This window comes from Streptomyces sp. DSM 40750 (genome assembly GCF_024612035.1).
Taxonomy (GTDB): domain Bacteria; phylum Actinomycetota; class Actinomycetes; order Streptomycetales; family Streptomycetaceae; genus Streptomyces.
This window is the reverse complement of the sequence record NZ_CP102513.1, coordinates 8,410,614-8,427,383: the sequence shown is the minus strand read 5'-3', so window position 1 is coordinate 8,427,383 and position 16,770 is coordinate 8,410,614. Positions and strand designations below refer to the sequence as shown.

Annotated in this window: 13 protein-coding genes; 1 reads left to right on the top strand and 12 read right to left on the bottom strand. The window is 70.6% G+C overall.

Translation table 11 applies throughout. The annotated features are described in order from the left end of the window. Positions 1–19: 19 nt before the first annotated feature. The 11 genes from JIX55_RS37400 to tnpA form a co-directional block, all read right to left on the bottom strand. Positions 20–2,884, bottom strand: coding sequence for an esterase-like activity of phytase family protein (locus JIX55_RS37400; protein ID WP_257567638.1), 2,865 nt, complete (start codon positions 2,882–2,884; stop codon positions 20–22). A 418-nt stretch (positions 2,885–3,302) separates the two neighbouring features. Next, positions 3,303–4,238: an ABC transporter permease gene (locus tag JIX55_RS37395; RefSeq protein WP_257567637.1), complete on the bottom strand. Its 936-nt coding sequence runs from the start codon at positions 4,236–4,238 to the stop codon at positions 3,303–3,305. Continuing rightward, on the bottom strand, positions 4,235–5,401 hold the full coding sequence (locus JIX55_RS37390) for an ABC transporter permease (protein WP_257567636.1): 1,167 nt from the start codon (positions 5,399–5,401) through the stop codon (positions 4,235–4,237). Before JIX55_RS37390 ends, JIX55_RS37395 begins: the two co-directional genes overlap by 4 nt. Beyond that, positions 5,398–6,999 carry an ABC transporter ATP-binding protein gene (locus JIX55_RS37385; protein ID WP_257567635.1) on the bottom strand — a complete coding sequence of 534 codons (1,602 nt, stop codon included), beginning with the start codon at positions 6,997–6,999 and terminating at the stop codon, positions 5,398–5,400. Before JIX55_RS37385 ends, JIX55_RS37390 begins: the two co-directional genes overlap by 4 nt. An 18-nt stretch (positions 7,000–7,017) precedes the next feature. Then, complete coding sequence (locus JIX55_RS37380; RefSeq protein ID WP_257567634.1) at positions 7,018–8,109, bottom strand: BMP family lipoprotein; 1,092 nt, start codon at positions 8,107–8,109, stop codon at positions 7,018–7,020. Positions 8,110–8,237: 128 nt separating this feature from the next. Continuing rightward, entirely contained in the window at positions 8,238–9,080 is an 843-nt protein-coding gene (gene deoD / locus JIX55_RS37375; protein WP_257567633.1) for a purine-nucleoside phosphorylase, read from the bottom strand. Continuing rightward, positions 9,077–9,826, bottom strand: a complete 750-nt coding sequence (locus JIX55_RS37370; protein WP_257567632.1) for a glutamine amidotransferase — start codon at positions 9,824–9,826, stop codon at positions 9,077–9,079. Before JIX55_RS37370 ends, deoD begins: the two co-directional genes overlap by 4 nt. Before the next feature lie 121 nt (positions 9,827–9,947). Further along, positions 9,948–11,048, bottom strand: coding sequence for a LacI family DNA-binding transcriptional regulator (locus tag JIX55_RS37365; protein ID WP_257567631.1), 1,101 nt, complete (start codon positions 11,046–11,048; stop codon positions 9,948–9,950). Then, positions 11,038–12,411 carry an amidohydrolase gene (locus JIX55_RS37360; protein WP_257567630.1) on the bottom strand — a complete coding sequence of 458 codons (1,374 nt, stop codon included), beginning with the start codon at positions 12,409–12,411 and terminating at the stop codon, positions 11,038–11,040. Before JIX55_RS37360 ends, JIX55_RS37365 begins: the two co-directional genes overlap by 11 nt. Positions 12,412–12,614: 203 nt before the next feature. Next, a complete protein-coding gene (locus tag JIX55_RS37355; protein WP_257567629.1) occupies positions 12,615–13,508 on the bottom strand; it encodes a dioxygenase family protein in 894 nt (297 codons plus the stop codon). Between the two features lie 389 nt (positions 13,509–13,897). Further along, entirely contained in the window at positions 13,898–14,314 is a 417-nt protein-coding gene (tnpA, locus tag JIX55_RS37350) for an IS200/IS605 family transposase (protein ID WP_257567628.1), read from the bottom strand. Positions 14,315–14,339: 25 nt separating this feature from the next. On the opposite strand from tnpA, the gene JIX55_RS37345 reads away from it, so the two are divergent. Then, positions 14,340–15,563 (top strand): RNA-guided endonuclease InsQ/TnpB family protein, encoded by a 1,224-nt coding sequence (locus JIX55_RS37345; RefSeq protein ID WP_257567627.1) that lies wholly within the window; start codon positions 14,340–14,342, stop codon positions 15,561–15,563. A gap of 57 nt (positions 15,564–15,620) precedes the next feature. On the opposite strand, the gene JIX55_RS37340 is transcribed toward JIX55_RS37345, so the two are convergent. Beyond that, on the bottom strand, positions 15,621–16,544 hold the full coding sequence (locus JIX55_RS37340) for an LLM class F420-dependent oxidoreductase (protein ID WP_257567626.1): 924 nt from the start codon (positions 16,542–16,544) through the stop codon (positions 15,621–15,623). Positions 16,545–16,770: the final 226 nt, after the last annotated feature.

The following is a 16,770-nucleotide window of genomic DNA, read 5'->3' as shown; positions in this document are numbered from 1 at the left end:
CGCGAGGCCTCACCCCCCATCAGGGCAGTTCGGTCACCCGATCCGTCCCCGGCGGTGCCACGGGGCTCTGGGCCGCGAGGTGGTCGGTCAGTGCGGTGATGTCGTCGCCGCCTCCGACCGTGTTCTCGCCCTCGGCGAAGGTGGTGAAGCCGTCGCCGCCTGCCGCGAGGAAGGTGTTGGCGGTCACGCGGTACGTGGTGTCCGGCCCCAGCGGCTCACCGTTGAGCTTGATCGATGACGGGTCGATGCGGTCGCCGACCGGGGCGCTGCGGGAGAAGGAGTACGTCAGGCCCTTGGAGACGCCCAGCATGAGGGTGGGTGCGCGGGTGCCGGAGTCGTTGAACTGTTCCTCCAGGATCTGCTCGATCTGCGCTCCGGTGAGGTCGACCGACACCAGGGACCCGGCGAAGGGCTGTACGGCGAAGGCCTCGGCGTAGGTGATCTCGCCCGGCGCCTCGCCGCCCGTCGAGGAGGCGTGGACGAGGTCCGCCCGTACGCCGCCGGGGTTCATCAACGCGATCTGGGCGCCGCCTCGTTCGGGTGCCGAGGTCGCGGCCAGCTGGGCGTCGGCGACGAGGTTCGCGAGGTCCGACTCGGCGTCGCGGGTCTCGGAGCGGGTGATGTCGGCGGTGACGCTGCCGACGACGCGGTTGGCGAGGGGCGCGGAGAGCGCCTTCCACTTGTCGATGACGGCCGTCTGGTCGGCGTTCTTGGTGACGGTGCGGGTGACGAGGTGGTTCATCGCGGCGACCTGGTCGCGTACGACGTCACCGGTACGGCGGTCCACCGGGAGCCGCGTCTCGGTGACGACGCGGCCGAAGGACGAGGCCGAGGTGACCGTGCGCGGGTTGCCCGCCGGGTCGGGCAGGGAGCAGATGTACGGCTGGTGGGTGTGGCCGGTGACGACGGCGTCGATGGCCGGGTCCAGGTGCTTCGCGATGTCGACGATCGGTCCGGAGATGCCGTCGCACTGCCCGTACGAACCGGCCTGCACGCCGCCCTCGTGGAGCAGGACCACGATCGCCTCGACGCCCTGACGGCGCAGCTTGCGGGCGGCGGAGTCGGCGGTCTCGACCTCGTCGGTGAAGCGCACGGACTTGATGCCGGACTGGCCGGTGACCTCGGAGGTGCCCTCCAGGGTCATGCCGATGAAGCCGACCTTGACGCCGTCGACCTGCTTGACCCAGGTGGGGGCGAGGAGCGGCTTGCCGGTGGTGCGGTCGAGGACGTTGGCCGCGAGCCACGGGAAGGAGGAGCCGTCGTACGGCTCGTCCTTGATGTAGCAGCCGTCCTCGGGGTGGCAGCCGCCGTGCTGGATGCGCAGCAGTTCCTCGGTGCCCTCGTCGAATTCGTGGTTGCCGACGCTCGTGACGTCCAGGTGCAGTTTCTCCATGGACTCGACGGTCGGTTCGTCGTGGAAGAGGCCGGAGAGGAAGGGGCTGGCGCCTATGACGTCACCGGCGGCGACGGTCAGTGAGGCGTCCGTGCCCTCGCGGAGCTGCTTGAGCCGGGCCGCCAGGTACTCCGCGCCGCCGACCGGCGTGGACTTCGCGTCCAGCTTGGAACCGAGGTTGGCGTCACGGCCCGTGGGCGGCTCCAGGTTGCCGTGGAAGTCGTTGAAGGAGAGCAGCTGGACGTCGACGGTGGACGGCTGCTCGGGGGGAGCGGGGAAACCGCCGGTCAGGACTTCGGGACGCATGGACAGCAGATGGAACTTGGTGACGCTGCCGTTGAAGCCGAAGTTGTCGTCGGCGACCAGGACGAGCGTGCGGGAGCCGTCGGGCAGGGTCGGGCCCCAGGTGATGCCCTCGACGTTGTCGGCGTCCGTGCCGGACAGGGTGAAGTCGTACAGCAGCTTCTTCGGCATCGGCCGCTCCGAGCCGGACAGCTTCGCCTCGCCGTGTACGTCCGTCGCGCCTCGGGTGGTGGTCCAGTACAGACGGATCGCGAAACCGACACCGGACGCGAAGGAGCGCTCGACGGTGAGGTAGTCGGTCTTGTTGATCGCGAGGATCTCGGAGACGCCCCGGTCCGCCGCGTACGTGCCGACGGGGGCGGGCAGCGGGGCGGTGGGCGCGGCGGAGATCGGGTCGACCTCGTAGACGTGCTCGGCCTCCGCCTCGCCGGTACGGCGGTCCGTCACCAGCAGCCGGGACGGGCTCTTGGCCGTCAGTCCGGCCGCCGGGCCGTCCTGGACGAGCGCGTTCTCGGTGATCGTGACGACCTTGCGGCCGTCCGGGGTGAGGGTCAGTCCTTCCAGCGCCTGGTTGTTGCGGACCCCGGCGGTGAGCGTGCCCGACTCCGAGCGGACCGGGGCGTACGCCTTCGGCAGCGGGAGTTCGCGTATGTACGCGCCGGACGCGGACGTCTCACGGACGAACGCCGGCTGCCCGGAGGCCGAGGCGCCCTCACTGGTCCACAGCAGACCCTTGCCGTCCGGGTTCCAGCGGATCGCCTCCGGGTCGACGGCCTTGGCGGCGAAGGGTTCACCGGTCGTGTCGTCGAGGACGGTCAGGGTGTCGAGGGTGGGCTTGTCTTCCGCGAACTCCTCGCCCTTGAGCGGCAGTTGGAGCGAGTAGAAGCGGGCCTTGCCGTTCTCCGAACGGTCGTCGCTGAGGGCCGCGTACGTGTGGGTCTGCGGGTCGTAGTCGATGCCGGAGAGGCCGCCGAAGGGCATGCCGAACTCGGTGGTTCCGGCGGGGACGGTGAGCGTGTCGAGGAGGGTGATGCCGTTCTGGGTGCGCTTGACCCCTTCCGCTTCCGGGGCGGCGTCCGCGACGAGGCCGTTGGTGAGGGCGAGTCCGCCGAGGAGTGCGGCTGTCGTGAGGGAGCCGAGGACCGCGCGTCTGCGGCGGGCTCTGTGCCGGTGTGTGTTGCTGGGCATGGGTGTTCCCCTCCAGGGGTGAGGGCGGTTGGGGTGCGGGTGGCTGGGGTGCGGGCGGCTGGGGTGCGGGCGGCTGGGGTGCGGGCGGCTGGGGTGCGGGCGGCTGGGCGCGCCTGGGCTCGGCACCGGCGGAATGCGCCGTCGTGGCTGATCACCGTTGCGGCGGAAGGAAATCGCCGGGCTGTCGGGCGGCAGGAGGAGTGGTGGGACAGGGGCCGGGAAGGCCGGGGGCAGGGGGAGGTCGGGGGCAGGGGGAGGCCAGGGGGCAGGACGAAGACCGCGGTCGCGCGAGGCCAGGGGCCGAGAGAGCCCGGCGTCAGAGACAGGCCCGCGGCAAAGACAGGCCCGAGGCAAAGACACGTCCGGGTCAGAGACAGGCCCGGGTCGGACCGAGGCCCGGGTCGGACCGAGGCGCGGGTCAGACCGAGGTCGGGGCCACCTCCCCCATGCCGCGCCGCTTCCTGCGCCACGCGTACAGCGCGAGGGCGACGAGTGTCATGGCGTACGGGATGGTCGACACCAGCTGTGGTGGTACGTCGAGGGTGCCGAGTTGGACCGCCAGCGCCTCGGCCGCGCCGAAGCCGAGGGCGGCGAGGAAGACGCCCCAGGGGCGCAGGCCGCCCAGGAACACCGCGGCGAGGGCGATGAAACCGCGGCCGGCGGTCATGTCCCGGACGAAGAAGGAGACGTATCCCATGCTGAGGAAGACCCCGGCGAGGCCGGCGAGGGCGCCGCTGAGGGCGAGCCCGGCGTACTGGACGCGCCGTACCGCGATGCCGACCGAGGATGCGGCGTCCGGCATCTCGCCGACCGCGCGGAGGTGGAAGCCGAAGCGGGTCCGGTAGAAGAGCCAGGCGACGAAGGGGGCGGCGAGGAAGGCCAGCCAGGTGACCATGTTCTGGCCGCTCAGCACCTCGCCCACCACCGGGATGTGCTCGATGCCGGGCAGGGTGATCGTCGGCAGGGTGCCGCTGTTGAGGCCGGAGGTGCCACCCTTGTCGTCGAGGAGGGTGAAGACGGCGTAGGCGGTGCCGCCGGAGGCGAGCAGGTTGAGTCCGATGCCGGCGATGATCGCGTCGGCGCCCAGTTCCAGGCGGAGCGCGGCGAGCAGCAGGCCGAGGAGCACGGCCACGGCGACTCCGGCGAAAGCTCCGGCCGCTACCGATCCGCTGTAGCCGGCGACCAGCGCGCCCGTGCAGGCGGCGCTCAGCATCTGGCCCTCCAGGGCGATGTTGCTGATGCCGGCGCGTTCGGCGACAAGTCCGCCCATGGCCGCGAGCAGGTAGGGGGTCGCGACGCGCAGGACGGCCGCGAGGAAGGCGCTGCTGAGGACGACGTCCAGGACCGAACTCATCGGGCACCCGCCTCCCCGTGCGCGGCGCCGGACTGCTTGCGCGAGGGGTCGGCCTGCCTGCGTGCGAGGCGGCGCTTGAGGAGGTCCGGGAGGGCCTGGGCGGTGACCAGCAGCACGATGACCGCCTGGATCACGACCACGATCTCCGTGCCCACGTCGGTCTGCTGTTCCATGATGTCTCCCCCGGCACGCAGGTAGGAGTAGAAGAGGCCGGCGACCACGACGACCAGCGGGTTGTTGCGGGCGAGCAGCGCCACCACGATCCCCTCGAAGGCGAGGCTCCCGGCGAGCCCGGGCTCCAGCCGCCCGTACACGCCCTGCACGAGATGCGCTCCCGCCAGGCCCGCGACGGCCCCGCCGATGACGAAGCTCCACTCGATGGCGCGGGGCACCCGGATACCGCCGTACTCGGCGAAGTGGACGTTCGAGCCGGTCATCCGGATGCGGTAGCCGAGCGGGGTACGGGTGATGAGCAGCCACAGCGCGACGGCGGTGAGCAGCATCAGCAGGAAGCCGACGTTCGCGCGGCCGAAGGGGATGCCGAGCCATTCGGTGAGCGGGGTGAGGGCGGAGTCCGGCTGGATGCGCTCCGAGTGGACGGCGCTGCTTCCCGGCTCCTTCAGCGGGCCGTTGACCAGGTAGTCGTAGACGCGGACGACGATGGCGTTGAGCATCAGCGTCGCCACGATCTCGTTGGCGCCGAGCCGGGCCTTCATCGATCCCGGTACGAAGCCCATGCCGGCCCCGGCCGCCGCCGCGGCGACCAGCGGGACGATCACGGCGGCGACCGGCGGCAGCGGCAGGAAGATCGCGACCGTGGCCGCCGCCAACGCGCCGGCGTACAGCTGGCTTTCGGCGCCCAGGCTGATCTGCCGGGCCCGGAAGGGGATCGCCACCGACAGGCCGAGCAGGGTGAGTGTGGTGGCGTCCTCCAGCCAGCGGCCGACGCGGAAGGAACGCTCCAACGGGCCGGTGAGCAAGGCCTCGTAGGCCGCGATCGGGTCCTTGCCGGTGGCGAGCATCACGAGGAAGCCGATGGCGAGGGCGGCCAGGATCGTCGCCAGGGTCATGCTGAGGTCGACGGCGAGGCCGCGGCGCCGGGTGGCCTTGTACTCCCGGCGGTCCTCGCTCTCGATGAGGGTGGCCGGAGGGCTGGTGGTCATTCGGCGGTCGCCTTCCCGGAGTCGCCGGAATCGTCGTCGTCCCCCGCTGCCGGCCGGCCACGGTCGTGCTGCTCGACGCCGAGCATGTACAGACCGACCCGTTTCTCCGTGAGGCCGGTCGTGTCGTCGAAGCGGCCGACGAGGTGGCCGTCCTTGAGGACGAGCAACCGGTCGGAGAGGGCGAGGAGTTCGGTGAGGTCGGCGGAGATGAGGAGGACGGCGGCGCCCTCGTCCCGCGCGGCGACGAGACGCTCGTACATGAAGCGCATCGCGCCGATGTCCACGCCGCGCGTGACCTGGCAGGCGATCAACAGCCTTGGCGCGGCGGAGAGTTCGCGGGCGACGACGACCTTCTGCATGTTGCCGCCGGACAGCGCGCGCACCGGGACGGACGGGTCGGGGGTACGGATCGCGTAGTCCGCGACGAGTTGCTCGGCGTGGGCGCGTACGGCTGCCGGGCGCAGGACGCCGCGGCGGGCGAGAGGCGGGCGGTCGTGCCGGTCGACGACGAGGTTGTCGGCGATGGACTCGTCCAGGGCGGCCCCGTCGTGGAGGCGGTCCTCGGGGACGTATCCGATGCCGGCCCGGCGGTGTCCCGCGACGTCCAGACCGGCGGTGTCGGTGTCTCCGACGCGGACGGTCCCCGCGCTCGGCCGGCGCAACCCGGCCAGGATCTCGGCGAGTTCGGTCTGCCCGTTGCCCTCGATGCCGGCCACGCCGACGATCTCGCCCGCCGCGACGTCGAAGTCGAGGCCGTGCAGGGACTGGCCGGTCGGGGCGTCGTACGCCAGGTCCCGCACCCGCAGCGTGGTCCCGCCGCGCCTCGCTGGGCCCCGGGCGACGTCGAGGGACATCTCGCGGCCGACCATCATCGCGGCCAGGGAGTGCTGGGTGGTGTCGGCGGTGGCGACGGTCCCGACCAGGGCGCCGGCGCGCATCACGCTCACCTTGTCGCTGATCTCCCGTACCTCGCGCAGCTTGTGGGAGATGAACAGCACGGTCATCCCACCGTCGCGCAACCGTCGTACGGCGGCGAAGAGGTCCTCCGTCTCCTGCGGGGTGAGGACGGCGGTCGGCTCGTCCAGGATCAGTACCCGGGCGCGGCGGTGGAGGGCCTTGAGGATCTCGGCGCGCTGGCGCATGCCGACCGACACCTCGTCGACGCGGGCCAGCGGGTCGACGGCGAGTCCGGCCTCCTCGGCGAGGCGGGCGGTCGCCTCGACGGCCGCCTTGGCGTCGACCAGGCCCCGGCGGCCGGGTTCGACGCCGAGGACGACGTTCTGGGCGACCGTGAAGGACGGCACCAGCATCAGGTTCTGGTGGACCATGCCCACGCCGAGCGCGATCGCGGGGGCCGGGCCGCGCAACACGCGGGGCCGGCCGCCGATCAGGATCTCGCCGGACGTGGGCTGCTCCAGGCCGTAGAACAGCTTCATCAGCGTGGACTTGCCCGCGCCGTTCTCGCCGACGACCGCGCGGATCTCACCGGCCGGTACGTCGAGGTCGACGCCCCGGACCGCGCGCACACCGTTGGCGTACGTCTTGGTGACCGCACGGGTGGCGACGGCGGACCCGGCCGGGTCCCATGACTCGTTCATCTCAAAGCCGTTCGGGGGTCAGAAGGCGCTGGGGACCGTGAGGGAACCGGACTTCACCTTGTCGGCGGCCTCCTGGAGCTCGGTGCGGATCTTCTCCGGCACCACCTCCTGGAAGTGGTCGTCGTCGACGTAGCCGACCGCGTCCTCGGCGAGCCCGACACTCTCGACGGCGCCGTACTTCACGGCGTCCTTCTTGTCGTCCTCGGCGGCCTTGTAGAGGGCGTTGCCGACGTTCTTGAGGATCGAGGTGACGACGGTGTTCTTCTGGGCGTTGTCGGTGAGGGTCTGGTACTGGTCGGAGTCGACGCCGAAGGTGTAACGCCCGGCGCTCGCGGCCGACTCGAAGGTGCCGAGTCCGGAGAGCCCGGCGACCGGCCAGACGAGAGCGGCGCCCTGCCCGTACATCGCCGTGGAGATCTCCTTGCCCTTGGCGGGGTCACCGAAGGGCTTGTCGCCGCCGACGTACTGCACGAGGACACGGGAGTTCCTGCCGCCGGCCGCCTTGAATCCGGCCTTGAATCCGATGATGAAGTCCTCGATGACGGGGATCTTCACACCGCCGACGACTCCGACCTTGTTCAGGGATTCGGCGCCCTTGAGGGCTTTCTCGGCGACCAGCTTCTCGGCGAGGAATCCGGCCAGATATCCGCCCTCGTTCTGCTTGAAAGTCACCGAGTAGACGTTCTCGCACTTGTTGGAACAACCGTTCTTACCGGTGTAGTCGACGGCCGAGTCGAACACCCAGAACTTCTTGTCCGGGTACTGCGGGGCGAGTTCACCGATGTAGTCGGTGACGTCGAAGGTACCGGCCGCGAGGATGTCGTAGTCGTCGGCGGCCGCCGCGTCCTCGAAGCCCGGCTCCCACTTGGTGCGGTCCTGGCCCAGCTCCACGACCTTCAACTCGTAGCCGAGCTCGCTCTCGGCCCGCTTCAGGCCCTCGTGGGCGGAGTCGAAGAACGACTTGTCGCCGAGTCCGCCATTGATCACCAATTTGATCCGGGTCTTTCCGGAGGAGGCCGACCCGGAGTCGTCCGACCCCGATCCCCCGCATGCGGTCAGTACGAGCATTCCCGCCACCGCGACGGCGGCGCCCGGTGCGAATCTTCTCATCGTCATCGACCTCCTGATCATTTTCTGCTCCTGGTATGGGAATGACTGAGGGACTGGGTTGACAGTAGGAAGTGCAAAACGTTTTGGCTACGTCGACAGGTTTCTGTTTGATTTCTGCCAGGGGAATTTCAGCCGTCGGCCAGCAGCGCGGCCGCGGCGATGCGTACGGCCCGGTCGAAGCCGGTCTCCCGGTCGGCGGCGGACAGTGCCTCCCCGGTGCGCACGTGGTCCGACACGGTCAGTACGGCGAGGGCCTCGCCGCCCTCCGCCGCGGCCACCGCGTACAGCCCGGCCGCCTCCATCTCGACCGCGAGGGTGCCCCGGCGTTCGAGGGCGTCGAGGACGGCGGGCCGGTCGAGGTAGAAGTGGTCGCTGGAGAACACCGGGCCGATGTGCACGGCCACCCCGTCCGACGCCTCCCGTTCGACGGAGTCCGCCGCGTCCACGGCCGCGCGCAGCGACCGGTAGGAGGGGGCGAGCGAGAGGGTCACGCCGTCCACCAGGAGGCGACTGACGCTGGAGTCGGTGTGCGCGGCGGAGGCGATGACGACGTCCCGTACGGCGACCGAGGCGGGGAGCGCGCCCGCCGTGCCGACCCGGACGATCCGGCGGACCCCGTAGTGCCGGAAGAGTTCCGTCGCGTAGATCGACACCGACGGGATGCCCATGCCGGAGGCGAGGACGGACATCGGTACGCCCCGGTGGCTGCCGGTGTACCCGAGGATGCCGCGCACATCGGTGACGAGCCGGGCGTCGTCGAGGAACCTCTCGGCGATCCGCTGTGCCCGACGCGGGTCGCCCGGCATGAGCACGAGCGGGGCGAAGTCGCCGGGGGCGGCGGAGATGTGGGGGGTGCCGACGGGCCGGTGCGTGTCGGTCCGTCGGGCGGGCGTGGGCAGGGGCGTGCCGGTCCGTTGGGCGGGCATGGGCAGGGGCGTGCCGTCCGACGGCGTCGAGGCGGCGGCCGTCACAGTTTCTCCCCCGCGAGCCAGCGCACCAGGCGGTCCCACAGCTCCGGGTAGCCGGTCCACTCCAGGAACGGCGGCGGGGCCCAGTGCGGGGCCACATCGGAGGTGAAGGCGGCCGAACGGCCCGTGCCGTGGCCGCCGACGGCCAGCAGCGGATGCCCGGCGCATTCGGCGAGCAGCGCGGCGTCCGGCCGTACGGTGACCTCGTTGAGGCCGAGGAGCGCGGGCCAGGTCCGGTCGAGGCCGGCCACGACCGTGTGTCCGCCCACCACTTCGGGTACGGCCCCGGCCGGCAGCTCCACCCGGTCGTCGCGGTCGAGCATCGTCACCGGCAGGGCGGCGGCCAGCGGCGTACGCCCCCAGCGGGCGCGGGCGTCGATGCCGCTGAACGTGAGGTAGCCGCCGATCATCAGCACCCCGCCCCCGCGCTCGACGAAGTCCCGCACCAGTTCCGAGCGGTCGGGCGCGGGCTCGGACCGGTTGAAGGTCTCCGGCGGCAACTGGAAGCTGTTGGCCCCGACATCGCTGATGACCACGACGTCGTAGGCGTCGAAGCCGTCGGCGGTGTCCGGGACCCGGGTGGGTATCTCGTGCGCGGGCACGTACGTCACCTCGTGGCCGCGGGCGCGCAGCGCGTCGAGGAAGACTCCGCCGCCCTCGGTGTACTCGGCGGTGTGGAAGGCGTCGAAGCCCTTCTGATGGACCGTGAACGTGAACCAGGACTCGCCGATGACGAGGACTCGAGGCATGGGTCAACCACCTTTCTCGCGGGGGCACTTCGGGACGTTCGGGGCCGGGTCGCAGGGTGCGGGGCACCGGGACATGGCCGCGTGGGGCGGCGGCTCGGACCTGGGGAGACGGAGACGCGGGTCAGCGGGCGGCGGGTGGCGCCGTGCTGCCCCGTACCTTCAGTTCGACGGGGAGGGTGTGCCGGGACGCGGGCGGTACCTCGCCCCGGGAGACGTACTGGAGGAGTTGCGCGGTGGCGGTGCGGCCGACGTCGTAGGCGGGCTGGTGGACGGTGGTCAGCGGCGGGTTGACGAGCGAGGCGGCCCGGATGTCGTCGAAGCCGACGACGGAGACGTCGTCCGGCACGGACAGCCCGGCCTCCCGCAGCGCGGCGAGCGCGCCGAACGCCATCAGGTCGTTGGCCGCGAACACGGCGGTACGGTCCGCGAAGCCGCCGCCGTCGTCGAGCAGTTCTGCGACCAGGCGGTACCCGGACTCCTCCTTGAAGTCGCCCGTCCGCTCGACGACATCGCCGTGGAAGGCCTGGACGAAGCCCTGCGCGCGGGCCGCGCCGCTCTTCAGGTCGCGGGGGCCGGTCAGCATCAGGGCCCGGCGGTGGCCCAGCGCCCGCAGGTGCTCGCCGACCAGCCGGCCACCCGCCTCGTGGTCGGCACTGGCGATGAGCGCGCCGCTCAGGCCCTCGACCTCCTCGTCGGCGAGCGCGATCGGGAACTTGCCCATCAGCGCCTCCAGTCGCCGCCGGGACGGGGGCGACCCGGAGGCGTACACCATGCCGTCGATGAACCGGCTGCGGATCATGCCGAGATAGCGGTCCTCGCGGTCGGCGTCGAACTCGGTGTTGCACAGGATCAGCCCGTACCCGAGGTCGTGGGCGGCGTCCTCGGCGCCCTTGGCCAGCTCGGCGAAGAAGGTGTTGCTGATGTCCGGGATCAGCAGCCCGATCACGGAGGTGGACCCGGCCTGGAGGCTGCGGGCCAGCGACGCGGGCACGTATCCCAGCCGGCTGACGACGCTCCGCACGCGGGCCGCGGTCTGCTCGTTGACGGGCCGGTTCCCGCTCAGCACATGCGACACGGTGGTCGGGCTGACCCCGGCCGCCGCGGCCACGTCCTTGATGGAGGCGGCCCGGCGGACGACCGGCCGGTCGTGGGCGCCGCCGTTCCCGTACCGCTCGTGTCTCTCGTGTCTCTCATGTCTCTCATGGGCGGTCTCACGGGTCATAGTGCTGCACCGCCCTCCCGTGGGAGGTGTCGAGGATCCGCGCCACGCGCGCGTCCGCCTCGGCGAGCAGGGCGGGCTCGTCGACGGTGAGCAGCCGCCCGTCACGCATCAGGACCCGTCCGTCGACGACGACCGTGCGTACGTCACTGGCGCGGGCGCTGTAGACGAGGGCGGCGCGCGGGTCGTGCAGCGGACGGCAGTGCGGTCCGGACAGATCGGTGAGGACGATGTCGGCGCGCATGCCCGGCTCCAGCGAACCGATCCGGTCCTGGAGGCCCAGGGCGCGTGCTCCGCCCCGCACGGCCAGCCGAAGCGTGTCCGAGACGGTCATCCAGGTCGCGTCCCGCACCGCCTGCTTCTGGGTGAGCGCGACCAGCCGCAGCGCCTCCCACACGTCCAGCGTGTTGTGGCCGGCGGCCCCGTCCGTACCGACGGCCACGGTGACCCCGGCGGCCAGCAGGCCGCGGACCGGGGTCAGCGGGGACAGCGCGTGCTTGAGGTAGACCTTGGGGCAGCAGGCCACGGCGGTCGTGCCCGCGTACTCCGCCAGCAACGGCAGATCCCGCTCGACGATCCCACAGCCGTGCGCGATGAGCACACCGGCGTCCAGCACCCCGGTGTCGTGCAGCACCCTGACCGGTGTGATCCCGCGCCGCTCCAGGCTCGACTCCGTCTGCTCCAGATGCTCGGCGGCATGGATGTGGATCCGCACCCCGAGCCGCCGGGCATGGTCGGCCAGGGTCCGCAGATCCTTGTCGTCCACGGTGTACGGCGCGTGCGGGCCGAGCGAGACGGTCACCCGGCCGCCGGCCCCGCCGTGCCACTCCTCCGCGAACGCGACGGTGGCGTCCAGTGCCCGCTCGCCACCGCTGCTGAAGCAGGTGGGCGCGATGTCGGCCCGCAGCCCCGTCTCGGCGACCGCCTCGGCGATCTGTTCCGGAAAGAAGTAGTGGTCCGCGAAGGTCGTGACCCCCGACCGGATCATCTCCGCACAGGCCAGCCGCGCCCCGACCCGCACATCCTCGGCCGTCAGATTGGACTCCATCGGCCACACCCGGTCGTTGAACCATCCCTCGACCGTCACGTCCTCGGCGGCACCCCGCATCAACACCATCGGGCTGTGCGTGTGCGCGTTCACGAGCCCGGGCAGGGCCAGCAGGCCACGCCCGTCGACCACCTCCGCGCCCCGCTCCCCCAGCCGCTCCGGCCCCGTCGGCCGTACGTCCGCGATGACGCCGTCCTCCACCACGATGTCCTGCCCGGGCAGTACGTCACACTCGCCCGCCACCGGGACGCGCAGCACGTCACAGCCACGCACCAGGAGGCGGTGGCCGGTAGCGGAAGGGGGCGTTCTGTCGCTCATGCGGCACAAGCTAGACATCCAAAACGTTTTGCACAACAACGAGACGCTTTGGATGTGCGGGCTGGAGGTCCCGGTCGAATGTCCGGGGTGAATGTCCGGTGGATGTCCGGGGGGGGCGGATATCCGGGGCGGATGTCCGGATCGGATGTCCGGATCGGATGTCCGGATCGGATGTCCGGATCGGATGTTTTCGGCGCCCCCCTTTACACCGCCGTCTGGAACGACCTCTTCGAGAAGCCCATCGCGTAGCCGTCGATCGCCGTGGTCACCGCCGCGTCGGGCCGGCCGGCGGCGCCGAGGGTGATGAAGAGGGGGATGTAGTGGTCGACGGTGGGGTGGGCGTAGGGCATGCCGGGGGCGCGGTCCTTGAAGGCGGCGAGTTCGTCGACGTCGCCCCGGGCGAGGGCGTCGGCGGCCCAGGCGTCGAAGTCGGAGGACCAGCCGGGGACCTCGCCGTGGAACATGGCGGGGGTGATGAACGGCAGCCCGTGGGTCATGAAGCCGGAGCCCACGACCAGGACGCCCTCCTCGCGCAGCGAGGCGAGCCGGGCGCCGAGTCCGAGGAGCCGGTCCGGGTCCTGGGTGGGCATGCTCAGCTGCAGGACCGGGATGTCCGCGAGGGGGTACATGGCCATGAGCGGCACCCACGCGCCGTGGTCGAGGCCCCGGCTGCGGTGCTGGTACAGCGGCTCGCCGTCGGGGACGGTCCCGGCCACGCGCTGCGCCAGAGCGCTCGCGTCCGGGGTGTCGTACTTCATCGTGTAGTAGCGCGGGTGGAAACCGCCGAAGTCGTACACGAGAGGGGTGTGCGCCCCGGGGGCCGAGATGCACAGGGGCGCCGCCTCCCAGTGCGCGGAGACGATCAGGACGCTCCTGGGCTTCGGCAGCGACTGGGCCCAGCCGAAGAGCTCCCGCAGCCAGGGGCCGTCGTCGAAGAGCGGGGGCGCGCCATGGCTCAGGTACAGCGCGGGGAGCGGGCCGTCTTCAGGGGTCCACTCGCGCTGGGCGCGGGCCTTGGGCAGGGCATCGACCAGGAACCGGTCGTACGCCCCGCCGGGGACCGCCGGGGCGAGGATGGAGTTCATAGCAGCACCCATGAGTTGATGGTTCAACTAATTCACCGCTCAACCTAGGGCGAAGTTACTTGAAGAGTCAAGTGGAGTGGGAGCTTCGCGAGGAGTGCCGCAGGGCTGTGTTCGCCGTCGCCGGCCGCGGTCGTCCCTGGCTGCTCGCGCCCACGCGGCGGAGCCGTACGTGACACAGCCCCGCGCCCCTTGAGGGGTGCGGGGCGTGGCTCCGCCTGGTCGCGCGTCCTTGCTACCGGAATTCATTCGCAGTGCATCGGCATTCAGCCCAGTGGTGAAGCGAATCTGACAGGGGCGACGCGGAGCGTCGCAGACTCAAGTCCGGCGGCGCCGGACACCGCGGTTCTTCGCCTGCGGCGCGGAGCGTCGCGAGGGCTGGTCCCGGCGGAGCCGGGCTGTGCTCACACCGGCCGGTTCTGCTGCTCGATGTACTGCCTGACCACGGTGAGCGGGGCGCCGCCGACGGTTCCGGCGAAGTAAGACCCGGACCAGAGCTTGTTGGCCCGCCAGTAGTGGCGCACCAAGTCGGGGAACTCCTGCCGGAGGCGGCGGGAGGAGACGCCCTTGAGGGAGTTGACCAGCTTGGTCACGGCGACCTTGGGCGGGAAGTCCACCAGCAGGTGGACGTGGTCGTCCTCGCCGTTGAACTCCACCAGTGTGCACTCGAAGTCCGCGCACACCGACCGCATGATCTCCTCCATCCGCGTCAGATGAACATCGGTGAACACCTTGTGCCGGAACTTGGTCACGAAGACCAAGTGCACATGCATCACGAAAACACAGTGCCGACCAGTTCTGATCTCCTGCATCTCACTCATAACCCAAGTATGTAGCGTGGCCGTCATGCAGCTCAGGTACAGCTTCCGCCTGTACCCGGACACCGGTCAGCAGACTGCGTTGGCGAAGGCGTTCGGGTGCGCCCGTGTCGTGTTCAACGACGCGGTCCGCGCTCGTAACGACGCACGAAAGGCCGAGCAGCCGTACCCGACGGCCGGCCAGCTGTCCCGGAAGCTGATCACCGAGGCCAAGCAGACGAAGGAGCGGTCCTGGCTGGGTGAGGTCTCCGCGGTGGTACTCCAGCAGTCCCTGCGCGACGCCGAGACCGCCTACCGCAACTTCTTCGCCTCCCTCAAGGGCACGCGCAAGGGCCCCAGGACCGGTGCGCCGCGGTTCAAGTCCCGCAAGGACACCCGGCACTCGATCCGGTTCACCGCGAACGCCCGCTGGAAGATCACCGACAGCGGACGGCTGAACCTGCCGAAGATCGGCGCGGTGAAGGTGAAGTGGTCCCGCACGCTGCCCACCACCCCCACCTCCGTCACCGTCATCAAGGACGCGGCCGGACGGTACTTCGCCTCCTTCGTCCTCGACACCGACCCCGCCGCCGACGCGGCCCGGATGCCGGAGACCGACCGCATCGTCGGCATCGATCTCGGCCTGAGCCACTTCGCGGTCCTCTCCGACGGCACGAAGATTGACTCCCCGCGCTTTTTGCGGCGCGCGGAGAAGAAGCTGAAGAAGGCCCAAAAGGAACTGTCCCGCAAGCAGAAGGGATCAAAGAACCGGGCCAAGGCCCGCCTCAAGGTCGCCCGCGCCCACGCCGAAGTCGCTGACGCACGCCGTGAGTTCCACCACCAGCTCTCCACGAAGCTGACCTCCGAGAACCAAGGGATCGCCGTGGAGGACCTGTCGGTGGCGGGACTGGCCCGCACCAGGCTGGCCAAGTCCGTGCACGACGCCGGATGGTCATCGTTCATCAGCATGCTGCAGTACAAAGCGGAACGGTACGGCCGCACCCTGGTCAAGATCGGCCGGTTCACACCGACCTCCCAGACCTGCTCCACCTGCGGCGTCAAGGACGGACCCAAACCCCTGAACGTCCGGGAATGGACCTGTACCGCCTGCGGCACCGTCCACGACCGGGACACCAACGCCGCGATCAACGTGAAGACCGCCGCCGGACTGGCGGTATCAGCCTGCGGAGCGCCGGTAAGACCAGGAGCAGTCCCGGCACAGCGCGAAGAAACAGGAAGCCACGGATTCCCCACCGGAAACTGCGCCGCGTAGCGGCACAGCAACCGGCGGAGAAGGCCAGAATCCTCAGGCTTCAGCCCGAGGTGCAAGTCAAGACAGCTGCGACTGCACCTGCGTGGAGATCAGTTCCAGGTGGTCCAGGTCGTCGAGGTCGAGGATCTGGAGGTAGAGGCGCTGAGAGCCGATGGCCTGGTAGCGGGCGATCTTGTCGACGACCTCGGCCGGGGAGCCGGCGAGACCGTTGGCCTTCAGCTCGTCGACGTCACGCCCGATGATGTCGGCTCGGCGCTGAACCTCGGCGTCGTCCTTGCCGACACAGACGACCAGGGCGTTGGAGTACACGAGGTCGTCGGCCTTGCGGCCCGCCTCCTCGACGGCCTTGCGCACCCGGCCGAACTGGCGCTCACTGTCCTCGATCGAGGCGAACGGCATGTTGAACTCGTCGGCGTACTGCCCGGCGAGGCGCGGGGTGCGGCTCGCGCCGTGCCCACCGATCAGGACCGGCACCTTGGTCTGCGCCGGCTTGGGCAGCGCGGGCGAGTCGGTCAACTGGTAGTAAGTGCCCTCGTACGAGAACGTCTTGCCGACCTCGGTGGCCCACAGGCCGGTGACGATGGCCAGTTGCTCCTCCAGGCGGGCGAACTTCTCCTTGGGGAACGGAATGCCGTACGCCTTGTGCTCCTCCTCGAACCAGCCCGCGCCCAGGCCGAGTTCGACGCGGCCGCCGGACATCTGGTCGATCTGCGCGACCTGGATGGCGAGCACGCCGGGCAGGCGGAACGTGCCGGCGGTCATCAGGGTGCCAAGGCGGATGCGCTTGGTCTCACGGGCGAGGCCGGCCAGGGTGATCCAGGCGTCGGTGGGGCCGGGCAGACCGTCCGTCGAGCCCATCCGGAGGTAATGGTCGGAACGGAAGAAGGCGTCGAAGCCGAGCTCCTCGGTGGCCTTGGCGACGGTGAGGAGGGTGTCGTAGGTCGCCCCCTGCTGGGGCTCGGTGAAGATGCGAAGATCCATGCCTCCATCCTGCACGCTCGGCCGTCGGTCAACGGCATCGGTCCCCTCGGCGCCGCAGGTCCACGGTCGGGTGAAATTGCGTCAATCCGGCGCATGGGACGGACTCGGGCCAGTGACCGGCGGGGAACGGAGATCGTTGCTCGGGAGGAGCCGGACCGCCCGGCACCCGTCGCCGGCGGCCGCTGCCGGGACGCCTGCACACGTGCCCCCTCGGGGGGCGAGGGCC